Annotated in this window: 12 protein-coding genes and 20 pseudogenes; 12 read left to right on the top strand and 20 right to left on the bottom strand. The window is 74.4% G+C overall.

Going from position 1 to position 20,408, the window contains the following annotated elements; translation table 11 throughout:
- From UK94_RS58045 to UK94_RS19205, 4 genes and pseudogenes are all read right to left on the bottom strand, one after another.
- Nucleotides 1–440: ABC transporter ATP-binding protein (locus tag UK94_RS58045; RefSeq protein ID WP_235488713.1), on the bottom strand; the 440-nt coding region annotated here is incomplete at both ends.
- Nucleotide 441: 1 nt separating this feature from the next.
- Nucleotides 442–975, bottom strand: a pseudogene (locus UK94_RS58050) (FHA domain-containing protein); the annotation flags it as partial.
- A gap of 96 nt (nt 976–1,071) precedes the next feature.
- Nucleotides 1,072–1,362, bottom strand: a pseudogene (locus UK94_RS58055) (FHA domain-containing protein); the annotation flags it as partial.
- A gap of 125 nt (nt 1,363–1,487) precedes the next feature.
- Nucleotides 1,488–2,105 (bottom strand): Hsp20/alpha crystallin family protein (locus UK94_RS19205; RefSeq protein ID WP_235488715.1); only part of this gene is annotated, 618 nt, incomplete at its 5' end.
- 2,798 nt (nt 2,106–4,903) lie between these two features.
- Between UK94_RS19205 and UK94_RS74360 the strand changes: the two are divergent.
- From UK94_RS74360 to UK94_RS58070, 4 pseudogenes are all read left to right on the top strand, one after another.
- Nucleotides 4,904–5,200: pseudogene (locus tag UK94_RS74360) on the top strand (hypothetical protein); the annotation flags it as partial.
- Nucleotide 5,201: 1 nt separating this feature from the next.
- Nucleotides 5,202–5,432: pseudogene (locus UK94_RS58060) on the top strand (helix-turn-helix transcriptional regulator); the annotation flags it as partial.
- A 47-nt stretch (nt 5,433–5,479) separates the two neighbouring features.
- Nucleotides 5,480–5,585: pseudogene (locus UK94_RS74365) on the top strand (DNA-binding protein); the annotation flags it as partial.
- 1 nt (nt 5,586) lies between these two features.
- Nucleotides 5,587–5,728 (top strand): annotated as a pseudogene (locus UK94_RS58070) (DNA-binding protein); the annotation flags it as partial.
- A gap of 29 nt (nt 5,729–5,757) precedes the next feature.
- Here the strand turns inward: UK94_RS58070 and UK94_RS19220 are convergent.
- The 15 genes and pseudogenes from UK94_RS19220 to UK94_RS19255 all read right to left on the bottom strand — a co-directional run bounded on the left by UK94_RS19220 (nt 5,758) and on the right by UK94_RS19255 (nt 14,880).
- Nucleotides 5,758–7,017 (bottom strand): FAD-binding oxidoreductase, encoded by a 1,260-nt coding sequence (locus tag UK94_RS19220; protein ID WP_055750950.1) that lies wholly within the window; start codon nt 7,015–7,017, stop codon nt 5,758–5,760.
- A partial coding sequence (locus UK94_RS58075) for a glutamate synthase-related protein (protein WP_235488718.1) occupies nt 7,014–7,790 on the bottom strand: 777 nt, incomplete at its 5' end. The genes UK94_RS58075 and UK94_RS19220, both read right to left, overlap by 4 nt.
- Nucleotide 7,791: 1 nt before the next feature.
- Nucleotides 7,792–8,471, bottom strand: a pseudogene (locus UK94_RS74370) (glutamate synthase-related protein); the annotation flags it as partial.
- Nucleotides 8,472–8,483: 12 nt separating this feature from the next.
- Nucleotides 8,484–9,224 carry a glutamate synthase gene (locus UK94_RS19230; RefSeq protein WP_200912858.1) on the bottom strand — a complete coding sequence of 247 codons (741 nt, stop codon included), beginning with the start codon at nt 9,222–9,224 and terminating at the stop codon, nt 8,484–8,486.
- 27 nt (nt 9,225–9,251) lie between these two features.
- A pseudogene (locus tag UK94_RS19235) lies at nt 9,252–10,012 on the bottom strand (glutamine amidotransferase); the annotation flags it as partial.
- Nucleotides 10,013–10,081: 69 nt separating this feature from the next.
- The gene (locus UK94_RS58085; protein ID WP_235488720.1) at nt 10,082–10,231 is read right to left on the bottom strand and encodes a hypothetical protein; all 150 of its coding nucleotides are present in this window, start codon (nt 10,229–10,231) and stop codon (nt 10,082–10,084) included.
- Nucleotides 10,216–10,672: pseudogene (locus UK94_RS58090) on the bottom strand (hypothetical protein); the annotation flags it as partial. The gene UK94_RS58085 and the pseudogene UK94_RS58090, both read right to left, overlap by 16 nt.
- Nucleotides 10,673–10,707: 35 nt before the next feature.
- Nucleotides 10,708–10,809: pseudogene (locus tag UK94_RS58100) on the bottom strand (hypothetical protein); the annotation flags it as partial.
- Between the two features lies 1 nt (nt 10,810).
- A pseudogene (locus tag UK94_RS58105) lies at nt 10,811–11,505 on the bottom strand (type III glutamate--ammonia ligase); the annotation flags it as partial.
- 110 nt (nt 11,506–11,615) lie between these two features.
- Nucleotides 11,616–12,192, bottom strand: a pseudogene (locus UK94_RS58110) (MFS transporter); the annotation flags it as partial.
- Nucleotide 12,193: 1 nt separating this feature from the next.
- A pseudogene (locus UK94_RS58115) lies at nt 12,194–12,561 on the bottom strand (MFS transporter); the annotation flags it as partial.
- A 1-nt stretch (nt 12,562) separates the two neighbouring features.
- A pseudogene (locus UK94_RS58120) lies at nt 12,563–12,695 on the bottom strand (hypothetical protein); the annotation flags it as partial.
- Nucleotide 12,696: 1 nt separating this feature from the next.
- A pseudogene (locus UK94_RS58125) lies at nt 12,697–12,986 on the bottom strand (MFS transporter); the annotation flags it as partial.
- Between the two features lie 171 nt (nt 12,987–13,157).
- A complete protein-coding gene (locus UK94_RS19250) occupies nt 13,158–14,027 on the bottom strand; it encodes a DUF1206 domain-containing protein (protein ID WP_041940298.1) in 870 nt (289 codons plus the stop codon).
- 115 nt (nt 14,028–14,142) lie between these two features.
- Nucleotides 14,143–14,880, bottom strand: a complete 738-nt coding sequence (locus tag UK94_RS19255) for a dihydrofolate reductase family protein (protein ID WP_011603061.1) — start codon at nt 14,878–14,880, stop codon at nt 14,143–14,145.
- Nucleotides 14,881–14,939: 59 nt separating this feature from the next.
- Between UK94_RS19255 and UK94_RS58130 the strand changes: the two genes are divergently transcribed.
- The 4 genes and pseudogenes from UK94_RS58130 to UK94_RS58145 all read left to right on the top strand — a co-directional run.
- Nucleotides 14,940–15,224 (top strand): endonuclease/exonuclease/phosphatase family protein (locus UK94_RS58130; RefSeq protein WP_235488727.1); only part of this gene is annotated, 285 nt, incomplete at its 3' end.
- A gap of 1 nt (nt 15,225) precedes the next feature.
- Nucleotides 15,226–15,298: pseudogene (locus tag UK94_RS58135) on the top strand (hypothetical protein); the annotation flags it as partial.
- A 1-nt stretch (nt 15,299) separates the two neighbouring features.
- Nucleotides 15,300–15,666, top strand: a pseudogene (locus UK94_RS58140) (exodeoxyribonuclease III); the annotation flags it as partial.
- A 13-nt stretch (nt 15,667–15,679) separates the two neighbouring features.
- Nucleotides 15,680–15,836, top strand: a pseudogene (locus UK94_RS58145) (exodeoxyribonuclease III); the annotation flags it as partial.
- Nucleotides 15,837–15,996: 160 nt separating this feature from the next.
- On the opposite strand, the gene UK94_RS19265 reads toward UK94_RS58145, so the two are convergent.
- Nucleotides 15,997–16,653, bottom strand: a 657-nt coding sequence (locus UK94_RS19265) for an Hsp20 family protein (protein ID WP_313949549.1), incomplete at its 5' end; no start/stop codon positions are given.
- A 1,140-nt stretch (nt 16,654–17,793) separates the two neighbouring features.
- Here UK94_RS19265 and UK94_RS74375 point away from each other — a divergent pair.
- The 4 genes and pseudogenes from UK94_RS74375 to UK94_RS58165 form a co-directional block, all read left to right on the top strand.
- Nucleotides 17,794–17,887 (top strand): hypothetical protein (locus UK94_RS74375; RefSeq protein WP_268761513.1); only part of this gene is annotated, 94 nt, incomplete at its 3' end.
- 1 nt (nt 17,888) lies between these two features.
- Nucleotides 17,889–18,266 (top strand): annotated as a pseudogene (locus UK94_RS58155) (AMP-binding protein); the annotation flags it as partial.
- A gap of 1 nt (nt 18,267) precedes the next feature.
- Nucleotides 18,268–19,411 (top strand): annotated as a pseudogene (locus UK94_RS58160) (AMP-binding protein); the annotation flags it as partial.
- A gap of 41 nt (nt 19,412–19,452) precedes the next feature.
- The coding region (locus UK94_RS58165; RefSeq protein ID WP_268761514.1) for an alpha/beta fold hydrolase at nt 19,453–20,407 on the top strand (955 nt) is incomplete at its 3' end.
- Nucleotide 20,408: the final 1 nt, after the last annotated feature.

The raw sequence follows: 20,408 nt of genomic DNA on the forward strand, positions 1-20,408 counted from the left end.
GAAGAGCAGCGACGGTCGGGTGAGCAGTTCGAGCGCGACGCTGGTGCGCTTCTTCTGGCCGCCGGAGAGCCGGGAGACCCGGGTGTCGGCGTGCGCGGACAGCCCGAGCTGGCCGATGACCTCCTCGACCCGGGCGCGCCGCTCGTCCGCGGTCGTGTCGGCCGGGAAGCGCAGCTCCGAGCCGTAGAGCAGGGCCTCGCGCACGGTGAGCTGGTCGTGCAGGGGGTCGGCCTGGGGCACGTAGCCGATGCGGCGGCGCAGCTCGTCGTACTCGGCGTAGAGGTCCCGGCCGGCGTAGCGCACCGAGCCGCGGTCGGCGGGCCGGAAGCCGGTGAGCGCGTTGAGCAGGGTCGACTTGCCGGCACCGCTGGGGCCGACCACGCCGAGCAGGGACCGGCCGGGCAGCCGGAAGGTCATGTCGTGCATGAGCTGCTTGGTGCNGGCGAAGACGGAGACGTCCTGGACCTCGAAGGCGACGTCCCCGGAGTCGACGTACTCGACGAGCGAGCTGCCCTCGAGCTGGAACAGGTGATGGCCGATGGCGATGACGTCTCGCTGCATCACCGGGGCGCGGCCGATCCGGTGGCCGTTGACGAACGTGCCGTTCGCCGAGGCGAGGTCGACCAGCTCCACCCCGCCGAGTGAGATGTGCAGCTCGGCATGGTGACGGGAGGCGAGCAGGTCCCCGACGTTGATCTCGTTGTCGCGGGAGCGCCCCATCCGCATCCGGCCGGGACGGAGCGGATGCACGCGGCGACGATCGTGCACCACCGCGCTCTGCGCGGTCGCCTGATCGATCGACAGGCCCCCCGAGACCCCCGGCGCGACGCCGCCCGGACCCGACGGCTGCCCCGGCACGCCCGCCGCCACCGGCACCCCGGCCCCGACCGGCACCGCGTCTCCCCCCACGCCGCCGTCCCCGGGCCCGCCGCTGTTCCCGCCGGGACCGACCGATCCCACCGGCGCGGACGTCACCGGGGTGGGCGCGAAGGCCGCCAGGCCCTCGATGGAGATGGGTGCCGCGTCCGGCCCGCGGGTCGGGGCCGTCGGGGGGATGACCGGCCGGACCGNCTGGGGCAGGAGCACCACCTCCGGGCCATCCGCGGCGCCGAGGCGTAGCCGCAGCTCACCGACGATGTCGACGTTGCCCAGCCGGCGACCTTCGCACCACAGCCCGTTGGCGCTGATGTCCTCGACCCGCCAGCCGACCGCCGTCGGGTGCAGCACCAGATGCCGCCGCGACACCCGCCCGTCGTTGATGACAATGTCCGCCGACCGGGCCCGCCCCACCACGGCGGACACGTCGCCGGTGAGCGTCACCTCCCCGGCCGGGGTGTGGACGCGCAACGGGGTCCCAGACACCAGCACTCTCCCTCGATCGCCAGACGCACCATAGTGTGCCTGCGCGAGGGTCGTTTTCTGGCCTCCTTCCGCTACATGTCCGAAAGCCGACCGTCATCCACCCGGCAGGGCCGCCAAGCGGCGGATCAGCGGAACTCCCGCCCCCCGGAACCAGCCTCCCGACCAGGAGTTCCGGGCTCCCGACCGGCTGCCCCAGCCCCCCGGCCAGGCGCTTCGGCCTCCCGGCCCGTCGAACCGGCGAACCGGGCGTCCGACCCGGTCTCCTGACCGCCTGCCTGCCCGCGGTCGACGCCTTCGTCACCGGTGGTCAGACCGCCCTGACCGACGCGTCCGGACGCCGTCGGCGTCGCGCCCTCCGAGAACTCGGCGGGGCGCCGGCTGCCCGCCCCGATCTCATCGCGGTCACCCACAGTGATCTCGATGTGTCGTGGCCGGCTGCGGCGCGCCTTGGGCAGGGTCACCGTGAGGATCCCGTCGGCCAGGTTGGCCGAGACACCCTCGATGTCGACCTCGCCGGGCAGGGCGATCCGATGCTCGAAGCGGCCGACACGGCGGGACCGGCGGCGCACGACACCGGTCCGCTCACGCTCGCCGATCTCTCCGGTGACGTGGAGCTCGTCGTCGCGCAGATCGATCGAGACATCCTCGCGGCGGACGCCGGGCAGCTCCAGCTCGACGACGTAGGCGTCGTCGGTCTCCTCGATGTCGACCGGCAGCGCCGCCCCCGCCAGCACGCCCAGCGGNCGGCCGGAGCCGCCCGCGACGTCACCGAGCAGGCTGCCCATCCGGCTCCAGGCCTCCTCGATCTCGCGGAAGGGATCCCAGCGGCCCAGGGTGGCCCCGCTGTCGGGCGTGCCTCGGGTGGAGAGTGCCATCACTCCCACCTCCATCATGATCACAGAATGTGAATGGGTAACTACCTTCGGGTCGATACCCGGCGACTCTGGGCCGGCAAACCGGTGGTATCAGTCACGATGGTGGCGTGGCCGGGGAGTGAGGTGTGGCCGGAGATGGGCGGGGTGGCCGGAAGCGGTGAGAGGGCTGGGAGCGGTGGGGCGGAGTCGGTGAGCGGCAGGGGGTCGCCGCAGCGCGGCTCCGCCCGACAGGCGCGCCGGTTCCAGCCGCACAGTCTGCCGACCCGGATCGGCGACGATCCGCGGCAGGCCCGCTGGGCAGACGCGATGAAGACGGTGCTCAACCTCGAGCAGATCAGCCTGCCCGCGCTCGCCGAGCGGGTGGCCGGCCCGCTTGATCTGCAGGGCACCCACAAGCTGCGCCGTTGGCTGAGCAACGAGACGACCGTTCCGGCGCACGCGATCATCGAGCTTGCCCGGGCGGTGGGCGGCCACGAGAGCGACATGCTCGCCTCCTACGGCCTGCGCAGCCCCTCCATCAGCAAACTCGTCCGCCGGGCCGAGGAGGCCGAGGAGCGGGAGCGGCAGCTTCGCGTCCGGGCCGCTCAGGAGGGCCGGACCACCGGCGGCGCGCTGTTCGCGGCAGCGGCGGCGGCGGACGGGCGATGGTCGGTGACCGTGCGGCCACACTGGCGAGGACGGCGCCACCGCTGCCACTTCGCCGATCACGTCCTGCTCGAACGCGTCGACGCGATCAGCGAGCGGGCCGACGCCGAGCGGGACTTCGCCGAGGTCTTCGAGCGGACCGCGGCGAGCTGGGACGCCACGCCGCTGCTGGTCGAGGGGTTGCCCGCGGGCCCACTGCCGCCGCTGATCGTCCACCGCTTCANGGCGCCGCACGAGCCCACGGCCCACCACGCCCCCACCGATGCGTCCGGGGTCGGCGCGCAGGGCATCGTCGTCACCGGCCTGCAGTGGACCGGCTCCTACACGGTCGCGGCGCTGCTGGCCAAGGCGCTCGGCTGGGGCCTGGGCAGCTTCGCCCGGGCGGCCCGGTCGGTGCACGGCGGGGCGCAGCTCGACTTCGCCCTCGCCGACGAGATCATGCAGGACTGGCTGCGCCGCCCGGACAACTCCCCGCGCCGGGTCTGGGCACACGTGCTCACCGAGCCACCGCAGCCGAGCGCGCCGAGCGCGCGGCTGCTCGGGGATGCCGGGCCCGACGTGCGGGTGGTCATGGTGGTGCCGGAGCCGGAGCTCATCGAGATCATCGCGGCGCTGTCGGGTAGTGCGCCGGCGGAGCTGGCCGCGCAGTGCCGGGCCTGGGGTGAGCTGCTCGCGCCGCATCCCCGACTGCTGCACGTGCCCGCGCCCGCCCCGCGCGCGCCCGACGGCTCGGTGCTGCGGGCCGGTGATCCCCGCTTCCTCGACGCCTACTTCGACGCCTCCGTCGACGCGGCGTTCGACGCCCTGCGCCAGCTCGCGGGCGACCGGCCGGTCAGCGCGCTCGTCCCGGCGCAGGCTCGGCTGAGCGACCCGTTCGCGGCTCTGGTCACGGGCGGCGCTCAGGCCGCGAGCAGCAACGATCCCACGCCACGGCCGCCGGCGGCACCGGTGATCTCAGCGGCACCAGTGACCTCAGCAGCACCGGTGACCTCGGCATCTCCGGTGACCTCGGCATCTCCGGCCGCACCGGCATCTCCGGCGACACCGCTGTCAGCGGGTCCGTTGCCCTCGGCCATCGGCGCCGCGGGCTGAGCGGCGCGCCGCAGCGCGTCGGCCAGGTCGTCGTCGGCGGCCCGCGCGGCGGCCGGGCCGAACGCCTCGACCAGCGCCACGCGCAGCGCGCGAACCGCGACGGCGCCCGTGCCGTGCAGGCCGGCGACGGTCGCCGTGAGCCCGACGATCCGGTAGCCGGCGACCTCCCGCCGCACCGCCTCGGCGGCCGGCGCCGCTTCACCGTCCGCCGGCCAGAGCACCCGGGCCGACGCCAGCCCGGCGCGCCCGTCAGCCTCGCCATCCCACCGGCCGCCCCATCGGTCATCCCACCGGTCGGGTTCCCGGGTGCGCCCGTCGAGCCGCGCGCCGCCGCCCGCGAAGGCGCTCACCGGCGGCACGACGGGCGCCTTGTCGGCCAGCGGTCGCGCGAGGTAGCGCCGGTGGCGCCGGGGCGAGGTCGCCTCGACGGCCGCCGTCACCCGGTGGATCCAGGCCGCCATCTCGGCCGGGGTGGTGCCGTAGCGGTCGGCCCAGGCGGACAGGGGCCAGCCGGTGCCGTCGACGGCGGGCACATCGCTGCCCAGCCACGTCATCAGGTGCGCCAGCAGGGCCCGGTCGGCGGGCTCGGGCAGCGCCTCGTGCGCCCACGCCGCGTCGGGCACCCGTTCGGGCCGCTGCTGCAGGCCGTGGGCGCGCCGCCGGTCGCGGTGCAGCTCGCCGAGGGCCGAGCGCACGACCCGGACGAGGTAGCCGTGCGCAACGACAGGATCCCGCCGGCCCAGACGGTCGACGACCCTTTCCAGCAGGGGCACGGCGTCGTCGANGCAGCCGAGGTCGCAGGCGGCGAGGACGCCGGTCTGGACCGCTCGCGGCCCGGCGGGACAGGGCGTCCCGCCGTGGCGCGCCGACCGGCGGGACAGGGTGTCGTTGACCGCGCGGACGGCGGCCGCGAACGTCATCTGTTCCATATGTTCCGAGCGTGCCGGCTCAGCCACGCTCACGGACTCCCGCGAAGTGCCGAGTTGACCGGTGCGGCCGGCAGATTCTGCCAGTCCCAGCCTCGGCCACATCGGCCAGTCCGAGCACCGGCCGCGGGCCGGGCCGCCCGCGCGCGATCCCGGCCGGCCCGCCTCGCGTGGCCGCGCAGCGATGCCGGGCCGGCCACGCGCACGTCGCCACGCCCTACGCTGCATGCTGTGTCCACCGAGCCGGGCGAGCAGGCCCTCGAACAGGTCATCGCCGCCCGGGTCCGCGAGTACCGCCTCNCCGCCGCGCTGTCGGTCGCGGAGCTCGCGCGGCGCACCGAGATGTCCAAGGCGATGCTCTCGAAGATCGAGAATGCCCAGACGTCCTGCAGCCTGTCCACCCTGGGCCGGCTCGCCGCCGGACTCGGCGTCCCCGTGACGGCGCTGTTCCGCGGCGTCGACGACGAGCGGGAGGCGGTGTTCGTGCCCGCCGGGCACGGCGCCCGGATCGTGCGCCGCGGCAGCCGGGTCGNCCACCTCTACGAGCTGCTGGGCACCCTGCGCGAAGGAAGCAGGCGGATGGAGCCCCTGCTGGTCACCCTGACCGAGGCCAGCGAGGTCTTCCCGCTGTTCCAGCACGAGGGCACCGAGTTCCTCTACGTCCTCGACGGCATGCTGGAGTACGNCCACGGCGAGGCTCGCTACGTGCTGCACCCCGGCGACGCGCTGATGTTCGACGGCCAGGGCCCGCACGGCCCGGTCCGCCTGCTGAAGCTCCCGATCCGCTTCCTGTCGGTCACCGCCTACGGCTCCCACGACGTCGCCTGACGCCCTGCCGCGTGCACCGCGCGGCCGGTTCAGCGCATCTGGCCGGCGCAGGTGTAGGGATGCGGGCTGACCAGGGGGGCGTTCTCCGCGAAGCGGGAGAGGCGGAAGTCGGCGGCGGGGATGAGGGGATGGCTGGAGTCCCCGTCGACGACGAGATCCGCGACGAGCTCACCGACCGCGACCGAAATCTTGAACCCGTGGCCGCTGAACCCCGCCGCGACGAACAGTCCGTCGACCGGCGTCGCCGAGATGATCGGGTTGTAGTCGGGGGTGACGTCGTAGCACCCGGCGTAGGACGACGACAGCGCCACCTCGGGCAGGCCTGGGAAGCGATGGGCGAACCGGCCGACGGCACGCTCCACGTACTGCGGGTCCGCGACACCCGGGTAGGCGTCGGGGTCGACCCACTGCGGGCGGCTGTGGTCGCTGTTGCCGACCAGCAGGTCGCCGGAGGGTTCCGGGCGCACGTACTGCAGGCCGACCAGGTCGGACAGCACCGGCACGGGCCCGACCGGCGCGCCCGGCGCCACCATCAGGATCTGCTCCCGCTGGGCCCGCAACGGCAGGTCGATGCCGACCCCGGCGGCCAGCGCCGCCGACCACACGCCCGCCGCGAGCACGACCGCGCCGGCGGCGATCCGGCTGCCGTCGGCGAGCTCGACCCCGACCACTCGCCCGCTCTCGCCCACGCCGGCGCCCCCGTCCCCATCCCCGCCTTCGCCTTCGCCTCTGCCTTCGCCCGAGGTCAGGATGCGTGTCACCGGGGCGCCCTGGCGGACCCGGACCCCGCCCTGGCGGGCCGCGGCCAGATAGGCGTGGCAGGTCCGGTAGGCGTCGCCGTAGCCGCCGCGCGGCTCGTAGGCGAACGCGGCGAAGTCGGCGAGGTTCGCCGCCGGCCACAGCTCGGCGACCTCCGCGGGATCGGCGAGGCGGGTGTCGATGCCGACCGCCGCCGCCGCCTCGACGTTGGCCGCCAGCGCCGCGGCGTCCCCCGGCCCGACCCCGACGACATAGCCGACCTGCTCGAAGCCGACCCCGTCGGCCACCCCGAGGATCTCGGCGGCGTGGGTGAACAGCTGCACGCCGTGCCAGGCCATCACGGCGAGCGAACGCACCCCGTAGTGGCAGCGGACGATGCCGCTGGACCGGCCCGTCCCCCCGGAGCCGACGGTGGCCCGTTCGAGGACCAGCACGTTGCACACGCCCTTGCGCGTCAGCGCCCAGGCGGCCGCGGCCCCCTCGATGCCGCCGCCGACGATGACGACGTCGGCGCTCCCCTGCACGGTCATCGGCCGGGAATCCAGTCGGTTCCGGCCAGCGGCACCCCGGCCATCGCCGCCGCCTCGACGGTGAGCGCGACGAGATCCTCGGGTTCGAGGCGGTGCACGTCGCTCTTGCCGCAGGCGCGGGCCAGCATCGTCGTCTCCATCGCCAGCGCCCGCAGGTAGTTGGCCACCCGATGGGCGCCGAGCCGCGGGTCGAGGCGGGCGGTCAGCTCGTCGTCCTGGGTGGCGACGCCGACCGGGCAACGGCCGGTGTGGCAGTGCGTGCAGTGGCCCGGCGCGGTGCCGAGCGCGGCGTACTCCGGCGTCACGTCGACCTCCACGCCGGGGAAGGGCACACCGGCGAGGGTCGCGTCGGCCGGGGTCTCGTCCGGGTCGTCGAGGCGGCGGTAGGTCGGGGCGTTGCAGCCCAGTGCGACGAGGGGGGCGACGCCGAGGGAGACGGCGTCCGCGCCGAGCGCGAGCGCCTTGGCGACGTCGGCGCCGGTGCGGATGCCACCCGAGATGATCAGTCCCACCTCGCCGGTGAGCCGCAGGTCGGCCAGGGCCGCGGCGGCGAGGCGCACCGCGGCGAGGGTGGGGATCCCGGTGTGCTCGATGAAGGCGTCCTGGGTGGCACCGGTGCCACCCTGCATCCCGTCGACGACGACGACGTCGGCCCCGGCGGCGACGGCGAGGCGCACGTCGTGGTCCACCCTGGTCGCGCCGATCTTGACGTAGACGGGCACCTGCCAGTCGGTGACCTCGCGGATCTCCTCGATCTTGATCTTGAGGTCGTCNGGCCCCGTCCAGTCCGGGTGCCGGCTGGCCGAGCGTTGGTCGACCCCCTCGGGCAGGGTGCGCATTCCCGCCACCCGGGCACCGACCTTCTGCCCGAGCAACATCCCGCCGCCGCCCGGCTTCGCCCCCTGGCCGAGCACGATCTCCACCGCGTCGGCGGCGCGCAGATCCGCCGGGTTGAAGCCGTAGCGCGACGGCAGGCACTGGTACACCAGAGTCGTCGAGGCCGACCGCTCCTCCGGCGTCATTCCGCCGTCGCCCGTCGTCGTGGACGTGCCGACCAACGAAGCCGCGCGGCCCAACGCCTCCTTCGCCTGCGCCGACAGCGAGCCGAACGACATCCCCGCGATGGTGATCGGGATGTCGAGGACCACCGGGCGGGCGGCGCGGCGGGCGCCGAGGACGGTCCGCGTGTCGCAGCGCTCCCGGTAGCCCTCCAGCGGGTAGCGCGAGGCGCTGGCGGTGAGCAGCAGCAGGTCGTCGAAGTCCGGGACGGCGCGTCGCGCGCCCCAGCCGCGGATCGGGTAGCGCCCCAGCTCCGCCCGCTCGCGGATTTCGGCGAGCACCGGGGGGCCGAAGGTGTGGTGCGGCGGGTACCGCTCGTCCGCGGGCGGCGGCTGCGGGTGCGGCTGCGGGTGCGGCTGCGGGTGCCGACCGTCGATCGTGTCGGGGTGGGGCATCGTCGACTCCGATCAGTAGGCGCCGTGATGGGCGGTGTCGAAGTGGTAGAGCCGGCGGGCCGACGCCACCCGGGTGACGTTCTCCGGATCGACGTGGTCGAAGCCGGCCTGCGCCGCCAGGGCCCGCACCGCGGCGACGTCGGCGGCGGTGAGGTCGCAGATTCGGGCGTCGGTGCCGAGGCTGCGCACGCGCCCGGCCACGTAGATCACCGCCTCGTAGAGGGAGTCGCCGAGGGCCTCGCCCGCGTCGCCGCCGACGAGGATCGTCCCTGCCTGGGCCAGGAACGCGCAGTACCGGCCGACGTCCCCGGCGACCGCGAGCCGCCCGCCCTTGAGCGAGATCCCGGCGCGCAGCGACGCGTCGCCCTCGACGACGACGAGCCCGCCGTGCGCGGACGCGGCCGCGCTCTGGCTGGCCGCGCCCCGGACCCGCACGGTGCCGGACATCAGGTTCTCCCCCGCGCCCCAGCCGACCGGACCGTCCACGGTCACCTCGGCCGCCTCGCCGAGGCCGCCGACGTAGTAGCCGGCGGGTCCCGCGATCGTCACCCGGACCGCCCGGGTGAGCCCCACCGCCAGGTTGTGCCGGCCGGCGGGGTTGACCAGCCGGGCCCGCGCGCCGTCCGGCAGCGACCGCAGCGCCGCGTTGACGTGCCGGGTCGCCATCTCGGCCAGGTCGAGGACGAGCTCTGCGGGCGCCGCCCTCTCGGCCGTTTCGGCGCCAGCACCGGTGGCGCCGGTCAGTTCGCCCACAGGTAGACCTCCTCCGGCTCGGGTTCNTACACCGCCGCGTCGGCGAGTCCCGGCAGGCCGAGCAGGGCCCGGTACTCCGACACCATCGCCACCCACCGGTCGGTCTCGGCGATGATCGCCGGCTTGCACGCGATCGGGTCGCGGACGACCGCGAAACTGTCCGCGGTGGTCACGGCGAGGGTGAAGAAGCCGTCGAAGGTCGCGGTGAGCCGGCGCAGGGCCGCGGCCAGGTCGTCGCCGGCGGCCAGCCGCGCGGCGAGGTAGTGGGCGGCGACCTCGGAGTCGTTGTCGGTCTCGGTGGTCACGCCCGCCTCGGCGAGCCGGCGCCGGATGGTGGCGTGGTTGGCGAACGACCCGTTGTGGACCAGGCAGAGCGTCGTGTCCACCGGCGTCGCTCCCAGCCCCGGCACGGCGGCGGGGACGATCGGCGTCGCGGCACCGGAGGCGGGGCCGATCGGCGTCGCCGGGATGGTCGCCCGTGCGCCGCAGGCGGGCGCGGGTGGGCGGACCGCGAACGGGTGGCAGTGCGCGGCGGTGACCGCGGATTCGGTCGCCATCCGGGTGTGCGCAAGCGCGCGGACCCCGGACCGGCCGGCGAGGCCGATCCGGGTGGCGAACGCGACCGGGTCACCGACCGCCTTGAGGACCTCCAGCCCGTCGGAGTGGATGGCCACCCCCGCCGAGTCCGGGCCGCGTTCGGCGACACCGCGCAGCATGCCCGCGATCATGGCGCCGAGCCGATGCCGGTAGGTGTCGTCCTTCAGGTGCAGGCCCGCGATGCCACACATGCCGACGCCTCTCCTCTCGCCCGCGGACACTCCCGTCGCCCGCCGACGTCGCGACCGGCGCAACGCCCGTCAGAACGCCGTGAGGTAACGCCTGGTCTCCCAGGAACCCACCCGGCTGTGCCAGTCCAGAAACTCCGCCCGCCGCCGCGCGGCGTAGTACGCCGGGACGCCGGCGCCGCCCGCGGCCGCGAGCACCCCGGTGATCACCGGATCGGCCACGAACGCCTCCACGGCATGTAGCAGCGTCGGCGGCAGTTCCGCGGCCACGGCGGCGGCGCGGCCCCGACCGGGCCCGGGTCGAGCCCGGCGTCGATGCCGTCGAGGCCCGCCGCGATGAGCCCGGCGATCGCCAGGTAGGGATTCGCCGCGCCGTCGACCACCCGGATCTCCACCCGATCCCCGTCCGGTACCCGGATCAGGTGGGTCCGGTCGTTGCCGCCGTAGGTCGCCCGGCTCGGTGTCCAGGTGGCGCCGGAGTTCGGCGGCGGCGCGCCCGTCCGCTTGAAGGAGTTCACCGTCGGGGTGAGCAGCGCGAGCAGGGCCGGCACGTGGCTGAGCACCCCGCCGACGAAGGAGTAGGCGAGCGTGGACAGTCCCAGGCCGCGCGGGTCGGAGTCGTCCGGGAACAGCGCCTGCTCGCCTGCCCACAGGGAGACGTGCNGGTGCATGCCGCTGCCGGTCAGCCCGGTGAACGNCTTGGGCATGAAGGTGGCGATCATCCCGCGCCGCTCGGCCGTCATCCGGACCAGGTAACGGAACGCGATGACCCGGTCGGCCGTGGTGAGAGCGTCGGCGTGNCCGAAGTTCTGCTCGAACTGGCCGTTGCCGTCCTCGTGGTCGTTGGCGTAGTTGTCCCAGCCCAGGGAGTTCAGCGCGGCGGAGACCTCGGTGAGGTGGTCGTACATCCGGGTGAGGTCGCGGGCGTCGTAGCAGGGCTTCGCGGCGGCGTCCTCGGCGTCGGCGGGAACGATCGTCCCGTCGGGTCCGCGGCGGACGAGGAAGTACTCGCACTCGGCGCCGACCTGCATCGACATCCCGGCGCCGGCGAGGCGCTCGCGCAGCCGACGCAGGATGATCCGCGGCGCGAACGGCCACGGCGCGCCGTCGACGTGCGGGTCGCACTGCACCATCGCCAGCCCCGGCCGGACGGTCGGCAGTGCCACGTACGAGTCCGGATCGGGCATCGCGATGATGTCCGGATCACTCGGCACCTGGCCGGTGCCACCGGCCGCGAAGCCGGCGAACCCCACCCCGTCGGCCTGGGCGCGGTCGAGCGCCGCGGCCGGGACCAGCTTGGCGCACGGCTTGCCGTCGAGGTCGACGAAGGTCGCCAGGACGAAGGTCGTGCCGTCGGCGGCGGCCCGCTCCGCCAGCGACACGCCCGCAGAGCGGGACACGCCCGGGGAGCGGGACACGCCCGGGGAGCCCGACGTGCCGGCCACGGTCGACCACCCCCGACATGTCTCCCCACATGAACCATCGTCAACTGACATTCGACGAGAGGACCGTGTCGGCGGAACGGCGCCACAGTAACGATTCCGTAACGTTGCGCTGCGTCGCCCCGCGTGTCGCCACGGCCCGGAGCCCTCGTCCGCGCGAAGGGTCAGGCGCTCGGATCGAGGGCGTCCCGCGCGCCGCCCTCGGACGGACGGGGCACCTGCGGCGGCGAGGACCGCGCCCGTGCCTGCGCGACCGCGGCCCTCGCGTCGTAGCGGATCAGCGCGGGTACCGCGGCTGTCGCCAGCAGCAGGCAGCCGATGCCCGCCAGTCCCCCGCTGACCACGGAGAACGCCGGTGAGGTGACCGCCGCGACACTACCGGCCTCCAGGTCCCCCAGCCGGGGCCCGCCGGTGACCACGACGAGGAACACGCCCTGCAGCCGCCCGCGCATCTCGTCGGGGGTCGCGACGTTGAGGATCGCGTTGCGCAGGATGGCACTGACCATGTCGGCGGCGCCCGCAAGCGCCAGCAGCGCCAGGCCGAGCGCGATGTCGTGGGCCAGGCCGAAGCCGGCGATCGCCCCGCCCCACAGCACGATCGAGACCACCACTGCGAGCCCCTGGCGGCGGACTCCGCCGAGCGGGCCGGACAGCCCGGCGGCGAGCAGGGAGCCGACCGCGACCGCCGAGTACATCGCGCCCGCCGTCGCGCTCCCCCCGCCGAAGCGGCCCTCGGCGAGCNCCGGGAACAACGCCCGCGGCATCCCGAACACCATCGCGATGATGTCGACCACGAAGGTCATCAACAGCACCGGCTGCCCGCGCAGGAACCGCAGTCCCTCGGCGACGCTGGCCACCCCCGCGCCGCGCCCGCCGCCGCGCGGCGGCATCGCCGGCAGCCGGGCCAGCCCGTACAGCGGGGCGGCGAAGGTGACCAGGTCGATCGCGTAGGCAATCGAGAAGCCGCCGGCGGCCACGGACACGCCGGCGATGAGCGGGCCGAACACCCCGGCGGCCGTGCCACCGATCTGGGCCAGGGCGCTGGCGGCCGGCAGGTGCTCGAGCGGGATCAGGTTGGGCGTCATCGCCCGGCGGGCCGGTTGGTCGGCGNCCAGCAGCGCGGACTGCACGGCGACCAGGCACATCAGCGGCCAGGCGACGTCGTCGACGGCGCCGGCGAGTGTCAGCAGCAGGAACGCCGCCGAGACCACTGCCAGGCCACCAGAGGTGATCATGGCGAGGCGNCGGCGGTCGACCGCGTCCACGATGGCGCCGCCGAACAGCCCGCCGGCGACGAGCGGCACCAGCGCCACCAGGCTGACCAGGCCGACCTGAAACGACGAGCGGGTGACGGCGAAGACCTGCAGCAGCACCGCGGTGGCGGTGATCTGGGAGCCGAGGGCGGAGATCGTCTCTCCGACCCACAGCCGGCGGTAGGCCGGGTGCTCCCGCAGCGGGGAGAGGTCGGCGAGCAGCGCGGCCGGGCGCGGGCGCCGTCGCGGGGATGCCCCGTCCGGCGACCGGCCTGCGCGCACCCGCGTCCCCTCCGCTCAGCCGATCCACGGCTCGGCGGTCGCCGGTCCCGGGCAGCACGCACGCTACCGCGCCCAACCGGACATCCGCCCGTGGTCCCGGGCACACGACGGCGGCCCCGGCCGGCACCCGTGGGCACCGATCGGGGCCGCCGCCGCGCGGACCGCCGCCGCTCAGAGCTTGCGGTAACGGGCTTCGAAGAAGGAGTAGACACCGAACAGCACCAGGCCGATCGCGCAGACGGTGAGCAGCCACTGGCCGTACGCCTGCCCGGCGAGGGTCTTCAGCGTGCCGTCGAGGCCCTTGGCCTCCTTCGGGTCGAACTCGATCGCCGCCTTGGTCACGAACACCCCGGCCAGCCCGAACACGACGCCGCGCACGATGTACCCGACCAGACCCGCGGGCTTGGCGATCTTCCGGGCGAGGGAGCCCATCTGGCCGATCTTCAGCTTCTCCTCGAACTTCCGCTTCGCCCCACGGATGATCATGCCGATGCCGATGCCGACGACCACGAGGCCGACGATCCCCACGAGCACCCGGCCGGCGTCGTTGCGCATGACCCGCGCGGTCCAGGGCGCCGGCTCGCCGGACCCGCCGCCGCCCGAGACGAGGAAGCTGATCGTGCTGCCGGCGATCACCAGGTAGACGACGCCACGCGCCGCGGAGACCACCCGCTTCGCGGTCCGCTTCTTCTCGTCGCTTTCGTCCTGCACGCCGACCGCGGCCTCGAGCAGCCGCCAGGCCGCGTACCCCAGGAAGCCGATGACCATGATGACCAGCACCGCGGACCCGAACGGCTTGTCCTTGATCTCCCCGAGCGCGCCGTTGCGGTTCGTCTGGGCGTTGCTCAGGCCGAAGGCGACCTGGAGGGCGAGCACGCCGATGAGGACGTAGACCAGGCCCCGTCCGGCGAGTCCGATGCGGGCGGTGAGGTCGACCGTCCGGCTGTGGCGAGCCTGGCGCGCCGCGCCCTTCGCCTGGCTGCCAGCGTCGCCGCCGCTGGTGACGGCGTGCCGCAGCCGGCCGCCGGTCTGCACCGACACAGTGATCACTCCCTCGGACCATGGGATCGGTTGATCCGGAGGAAGCGATGCCCGNCCGGGGACCCGCAAAACCGGGGCCGCCCAAAACCGGACGAGACGACCGGACGAGGCCCGGTCAGGCCGACGTCGGCGCCAGATACCGAAGCAGCACCACATCGTCGAGTTGTCGGACCTCGGCCAGCCGCAGCGGGGAGCGGACGTCCTGGGGAAACGCGCCGGGGCCGACGAATGCCGGCGCGTCCCGCTCGCCGACGAAGAACGGGGCAACCGCCAGGTGCAGCTCGTCGACGAGGCCGGCGGTGAGGAAGGCGGTGTGCACCGAGGTTCCCCCCTCGACCAGCAGGCGGCGCACTCCCCGGCGGTCGAGGTCGGCGAGCACCGCGGCGACGTCCACCCACGGCCGACCGGGCAGGTCGACGACGCTCACCCGCGGCGCCGCGGACCAGGACGGCGGCGGGGCGGCGCTGCCGGCGCGCCGGTAGACGAGCGTGTCGACCGGGTCGGTGCCGAACACGCGGGACCGCGGATCGAGGTCGCCGCCGCCGGAGAGCACCACCTTGACCGGCGTCGGCGGCAGGCCCGCGGCGACCCGCGCGGCACGACGATGCTCGGCGCGCACCGCGAGACGAGGGTCGTCCCGCCGGACGGTCTCGGCTCCGACGAGGATCGCGTCGCACCCGGCGCGCACCTCGTCGACCCGTTCGAGGTCCGCCGGGCCGGAGAGGATCAGCCGCGCCTGCGAGCAGTCGTCGATCCGGCCGTCCAGCGACATCGCGCAGCTACAGATCACGTAGGGACGCAGCGCCGGGGGGCGCCCCACCACCGTGCGTACGCCGTCCACGCGCGTCAGCATGGCATGCCGATCGGGAGCGGCCGCGGGGCCGCCGCGGCACGGGACTACCGTGACCTGCTGTGCGGATCGCGACGTGGAACATCAACTCCGCGAAGGCCAGGCAGGCCCGGCTGATCGAGTGGCTGGACCGCGCCGGACCGGACGTGGTGTGCCTGCAGGAGACGAAGCTGTCGGACGACGCCTTCCTCGAGCTGTTCGACGAGGACCTGTTCCGGCGTGGCTACCGGGTCGCCCATCACGGCGACGGCCGGTGGAACGGCGTGGCGATCCTGTCGCGAGGCAGCCTCGACGACGTCGTACGGGGCCTGCCGGGCGGCCCGGGTTTCCCCGATCCCGAACCCCGCNCGATCGCCGCGACCTGCGACGGCGTTCGGGTCTGGTCGCTGTACGTGCCGAACGGGCGCACCGTCGACGACCCNCACTACGCCTACAAGCTGTCCTGGCTCGCCGCCCTGCGCGACGTCGTCGCCGCGGAGGTGACCCGGGGCCCCCTGATGACCCTCGGCGACTTCAACATCGCCCCGACGGACGCCGACGTGTGGGACGTCGCGCAGTTCGAGGGCGCCACGCACGTCACCCCGGCCGAACGCGCCGCCCTCGGCGAGCTCGTCGACGCCGGTCTCGTCGACGTCCTGCGGACCCGCTGGCCCGACGACGTCGTCTACACCTACTGGGATTACCGCCAGCTCTGCTTCCCGAAGAACTTCGGCATGCGCATCGACCTGACGCTGGCGTCCGCCGACGTGGCGGACAGGGTGCGCGCGGTGTGGGTGGACCGGGCGGCCCNCAAGGGAACCGNCACCAGCGACCACGCGCCGGTGATCGTCGACCTGGACGTCGCGCCGGACGGGGACGTCGGCCCCATGGTGCCGCCGCCGTCGAGCCGCGGCTCGACGGGCCGGGCGAGCGGCGGCCGGTCGTCGTCCGCCACCGGCGACTCGCTGCGCCGCCGCTGACGCCGACGCGGGCCCGGGAGGTCACCCGACCCGGGCCCGATACCGCGGCGGCCCGGGGTGCGGCGGCCCGGGGTGTGGAGGGACTCGCACCCCGGGCGCGCCGCCACGCGGCCGGTGGGTCCGCGGACTCGGGCCGCCCACTCTCGCGCTGCGCCGCGGGCTACGCCGACGCGGTCGAAACCTCGCCGGGCTGGGCCGGCGCGACCTCGGCCGGCTTCGCGACGCCGGCCGGCGTCGCCGCGTCGACCGCCTTCGCCGCGTCGACCGGCTGCACCACGGCGGTCGGCTGCACCACGGCGGTCGGCTTGTGGTCGCCGCTCGCCGCGGTGACGGCGATGCGGGTCGCCTTCGGCTCGGCCGCAGCGCCCGCGAGCCGGACGGTCAGCACGCCCCGGTCGTAGCCCGCGGAGATCCGCGAGGCGTCGACCCGCTCGGGGAGCCGGAACTCCCGGCGGAAGCTGCCGGACCAGCTCTCGCGGTGGACACGACCGGCGCGCTCCTGCTCGCGCTGCCCGCCGCGCCGGCCGCGGACGACCAGGCGGCCGCGGTCGATCTCGACGACCACGTCACGCTCCACGTCGACCCCGGGCAGCTCGAGGTTGATCAGCACATCCTCGCCCTCGGTGACGACGTCGGCCGAGGGAACGGCGAGCTCCGCGCTCGAGGAGCGGCCGGCGAGCGCCGGGCGGCGGGTGCCCCACGCGCGCCGAACGATCTCGTCGAACTCCCGGTCCATCCGCCCCAGCGCCGCGAACGGGTCCCACAGGTAGGTGCTCACAAGGGCCTCCCTCGTCTCGATCGATCTCTGGGTGCCACGNCGGACCGGGCCGCCTCGAGGCGCATCCCGGCGATCCTTCGCCGAGCCGCCTTCGCTTTCAGCCCGTCCGTCGTTCACAGTTCATGAGTCTAGGACGCTCAATCTTCGGGATGCAAGCCTCGGCAGCACTTCTGGTGGAGAGTGACCCAGGTGACACCGAGGTCGCGATCCCGCGGCCCCACGGACGCCGGGGCGACCTCCACGATCGTCCGCGGGGGTACCCGAACCCCGCCGCCGCGGCACCGCACCCGGCCCGTTCGGGCTGACCCGAGAGGGGCTCACCCATCCCCCGACCGGGGCAGGTCCACGAGGGAACGCCCGCGCGGCCCGCGTACCCGGAACGACCCGCACCTCCGGGCGGGCGCGGGAGTCAGCCACCCGCCGCCGGCCGCCGGTGGTGCCTGGGGCGTTCGGGGGACGTTCGGGGACGTTCGGGAGCTTTCGAGGGGCGTTCGGACGGCCGGGAGCGGTCGGGGGCGACCCGCCGGCGACCGATGGACACGCCGACCGCCGGAGCGCCAGCTCCGGGGATGGCGGCCCCGGGGGCCGCGACGCGCCCGACGGGAGAATGCCCGAGGAGCGCAGATCAGCACCGGGTGACCGGTTCGCGCCGTAGCCGGAATACCCGGCAAGACCAGCAAATCCTTACGGAGTGGAGAAAGGTCGGCCCCGATTACGAGCGGGTAAACCGACACTTCCGTCAAGGTTACGAGGGGTGACGACAAGTAAGCCACACCATCGTGGTATAAAGTCCCACGCTATACCGGACTGCATGCTGGGGAGGCTGTTCGTGTACCTCGAGCGAACGGTTGCAGCGCCGCACGTGTTTCCTTGGCGGGGTCGCCCAGAACGACCCACTCCCGTCAGGCGGCATCCCGCCGACAGCCCCGCCCGTCCGTCGCCGCGGCGACGGCCCCTCGGGGCGTTTCCGACGGACCGCCCGATCGCGCGCGACTGACGATCCCACGATCGGCGAGTGCACGTGGTCGAGGGTCATCTGTCACGGATCGATGGCGCCGGCAGCACAGAGGACAAGGAGTGGCATTGAACGAGAGCGATCGGCGCGCGGCTCTGGCGGTCGCGACGCCCGGGGGTGACATCCCCTTCCCCGCGTTGGACTTCGATGATCTACCGGCTTCGGTGGTCAGCCGGTTCCGCGAGGTCGCCGCGCACCTGCCCGACACCCCGGCGGTGGTGTCCCCGGGCGTCGCGATGACGTTCGCCGAGGCCGACCNCCGCACGGACGACATCGCGGTGGCCGTGCTGGGGCGCCTCGACGCAACCGAGGACGGCCCGGTGGCGACGCTGCTGCCGCACGGGGTCCCGGGGCTGCTCGGCGTCCTGGCGGCGATGAAGACCGGCCGGCCCGTCGTCCCGCTCGATCCGATGGTGCCGGCGGGACGGATGGCTCAGATCATCCGTCAGGCCGGCTGCGTCGCGCTGCTCACCGACCTGAGCGACGGCTCCGTGGCCCGCTCCGCGGTGGGCCTGCGGCCGGTGGGATCGTCGGACGCGCAGGCGAGCGCCGCGGCGTCGGTCGACCCGAAGCCGCTGCTGGAGCTGCTGGCCGGCGACGGTCCCCGGCTGGTGCTGGACCTCGCGGCCGCGGCCAGNGACGGCGCCGAGTGGATCGCCGCCAACGGAGCCGACGCGGTCTGGTGGCCCGAGCCGCAGCTCACCGACCCGGCCTGCATCGTGTTCACCTCCGGCTCCACCGGCGCGCCCAAGGGCGTCGTGTGGAGCCACGGCACATTCCTGTGCGACGCCTATGCCGGCGCGCAGCGCCTCGGCTTCGCGCCCGGCGACCGGTTGGCGCTGGTGCTGCCGTACTCGTTCGCGGCGGGGATCACCGTCGTCGTGTTCGGCCTGCTCAACGGCGCGGGCCTCTACGCCTACGACCCGCGGTCGGCGGGGCTGGCCGGTCTCGGCGACTGGATCAACGCCCAGCAGCTGACGGCGTTGCAGACCACCCCGTCGCTGCTGCGGGCGCTGCTCGGCGCGCTCGGACCGGACGAGGTCCTCGCCGACCTGCGGATCGTCACCACCTGCGGGGAGGCCGCGTACGGCCGCGACATCGCCGCGCTGCGCCCGCACGTGCCGCCGTCGTGTACCTACGTGAACTGGTCGGGTGCCTCCGAGATCGCCTCGCTGGGCTTCTTCGAGATCCCCCCCGACGCGCCGGTGCCCGCGGGCACCGTGCCGGCGGGGCTGCCCGCACCGGGCAAGGAGGTGGTGTTCCGCCGTGAGGACGGCTCCATCGCCGGGCCCGGCGAGTCGGGCGACGTCGAGGTGACCTCGGCGTACCTGTCCGCGGGCTACTGGGGCAGCCCGGAGCTGACGGCGGAGAAGTTCACCCCGCGCGCGGACGGCCGGACCACCTGCCGCACCGGCGACCTCGGCCGCTTCGAGCCCGACGGCACGGTGGTGCTGCTCGGCCGGCGCGACGCCGCGGTGAAGATCCGCGGGTACCTGGTGGAGCCGAGCGAGGTCGAGGCGGCCCTGCTGAACTCCCCGGAGATCGCCGAGGCGGTGGTCACCGCGGTGACCACCGGGTCACAGAACCGCCTGGTCGCCTACGTCGTCCCGGCGGTGCACGGCAACACGCTGTCCCCGGTGCGCATCCGCCGGGCGCTGCGCGAACGGCTGCCGGTGTGGATGGTGCCCACGACGATCGTGGCGCTGGCGGAGATGCCCCGCAACGAGCGCGGCAAGGTCGACCGCGGTGCCCTGCCGCCCCCGCCCGCGGCCCCCGCCGGCTNCGCCCGGCCGCGGACCCAGTGGGAGATCGTCGTCGCCGACATCTGGACCCGGGTCCTGGACCTCGAGGAGGTGGGGATCGAGGACGACTTCATGGAGCTCGGCGGCGACTCCCTGGCCGCCAACGAGCTGCTCACCCTCGTCGGCGAGAAGCTTGGGGTGTCCCTGCCCTCGTCGGCCCTGGTCGACTCCCCCACGCTCGGCGCCTTCGCCCGGACGGTCTCGCTGGCCCAGCAGGCCGGCCCCCGCCACCCGACCGTTGTGCCGCTGCGCACCACCGGCTCGCGCCCGCCGCTGTTCTGCTTCGCCGGAGCCGGCGCGCTCGCGCTCGGTTTCCACTCGCTGGCCCGCCGGCTCGGCGACGACCAGCCGGTCTACGCCTTCCAGGCGCACGGGCTGGAACGGCGTGGCTTCCCCGACTGGAGCGTGGCGAAGACCGCCCGCCGCCATCTGGAGATCATCCGGATCATCGCGCCGCGGGGCCCTTACCTGCTGGCCGGGCACTCCCTCGGCGGTCTGATCGCAATGGAGATCGCCCAGCAGCTCGCTGCGGCCGGCGACGAGGTCGGTTTCCTGTCGATCATGGACACCTACATGCCGTCCTCCCTGCGGATCGCGCCCGGTGAGGAGGACGGCGCGGTGCCGGCCGCCGAGACCGCGACCGCGGTCGACGCGCCGACGGCGCCCGGAGGAGCGCAGGAGCACGCCCGCGCCTACCGCCACCGCCTGGCCCGCTTCACCCAGCGGCTGCTGCCGGAACAGCGGGCGAACTTCACCAACATCGCGACGCTCAAAAAAATGGTGCAGATTCCGCTGACCGGCGTGGTGCAGTTTGGCGGAATGGAGCAGTTTGACGTCTTCTTCAATCACGGCAGGCTGCTCGAGCGGTTCTACCGGCCGCAGCCGTGGGCCGGCCGGACCCTCGTCTACCGATCGGCCGAGAATCCGGACTCGGCGGACGCGTGGTCGGCCTTCCTCACCGGCAGCCACGACACGCN

Origin of the sequence: Frankia sp. AvcI1, assembly GCF_001420875.1 — a bacterium.
GTDB lineage: Bacteria > Actinomycetota > Actinomycetes > Frankiales > Frankiaceae > Frankia > Frankia alni.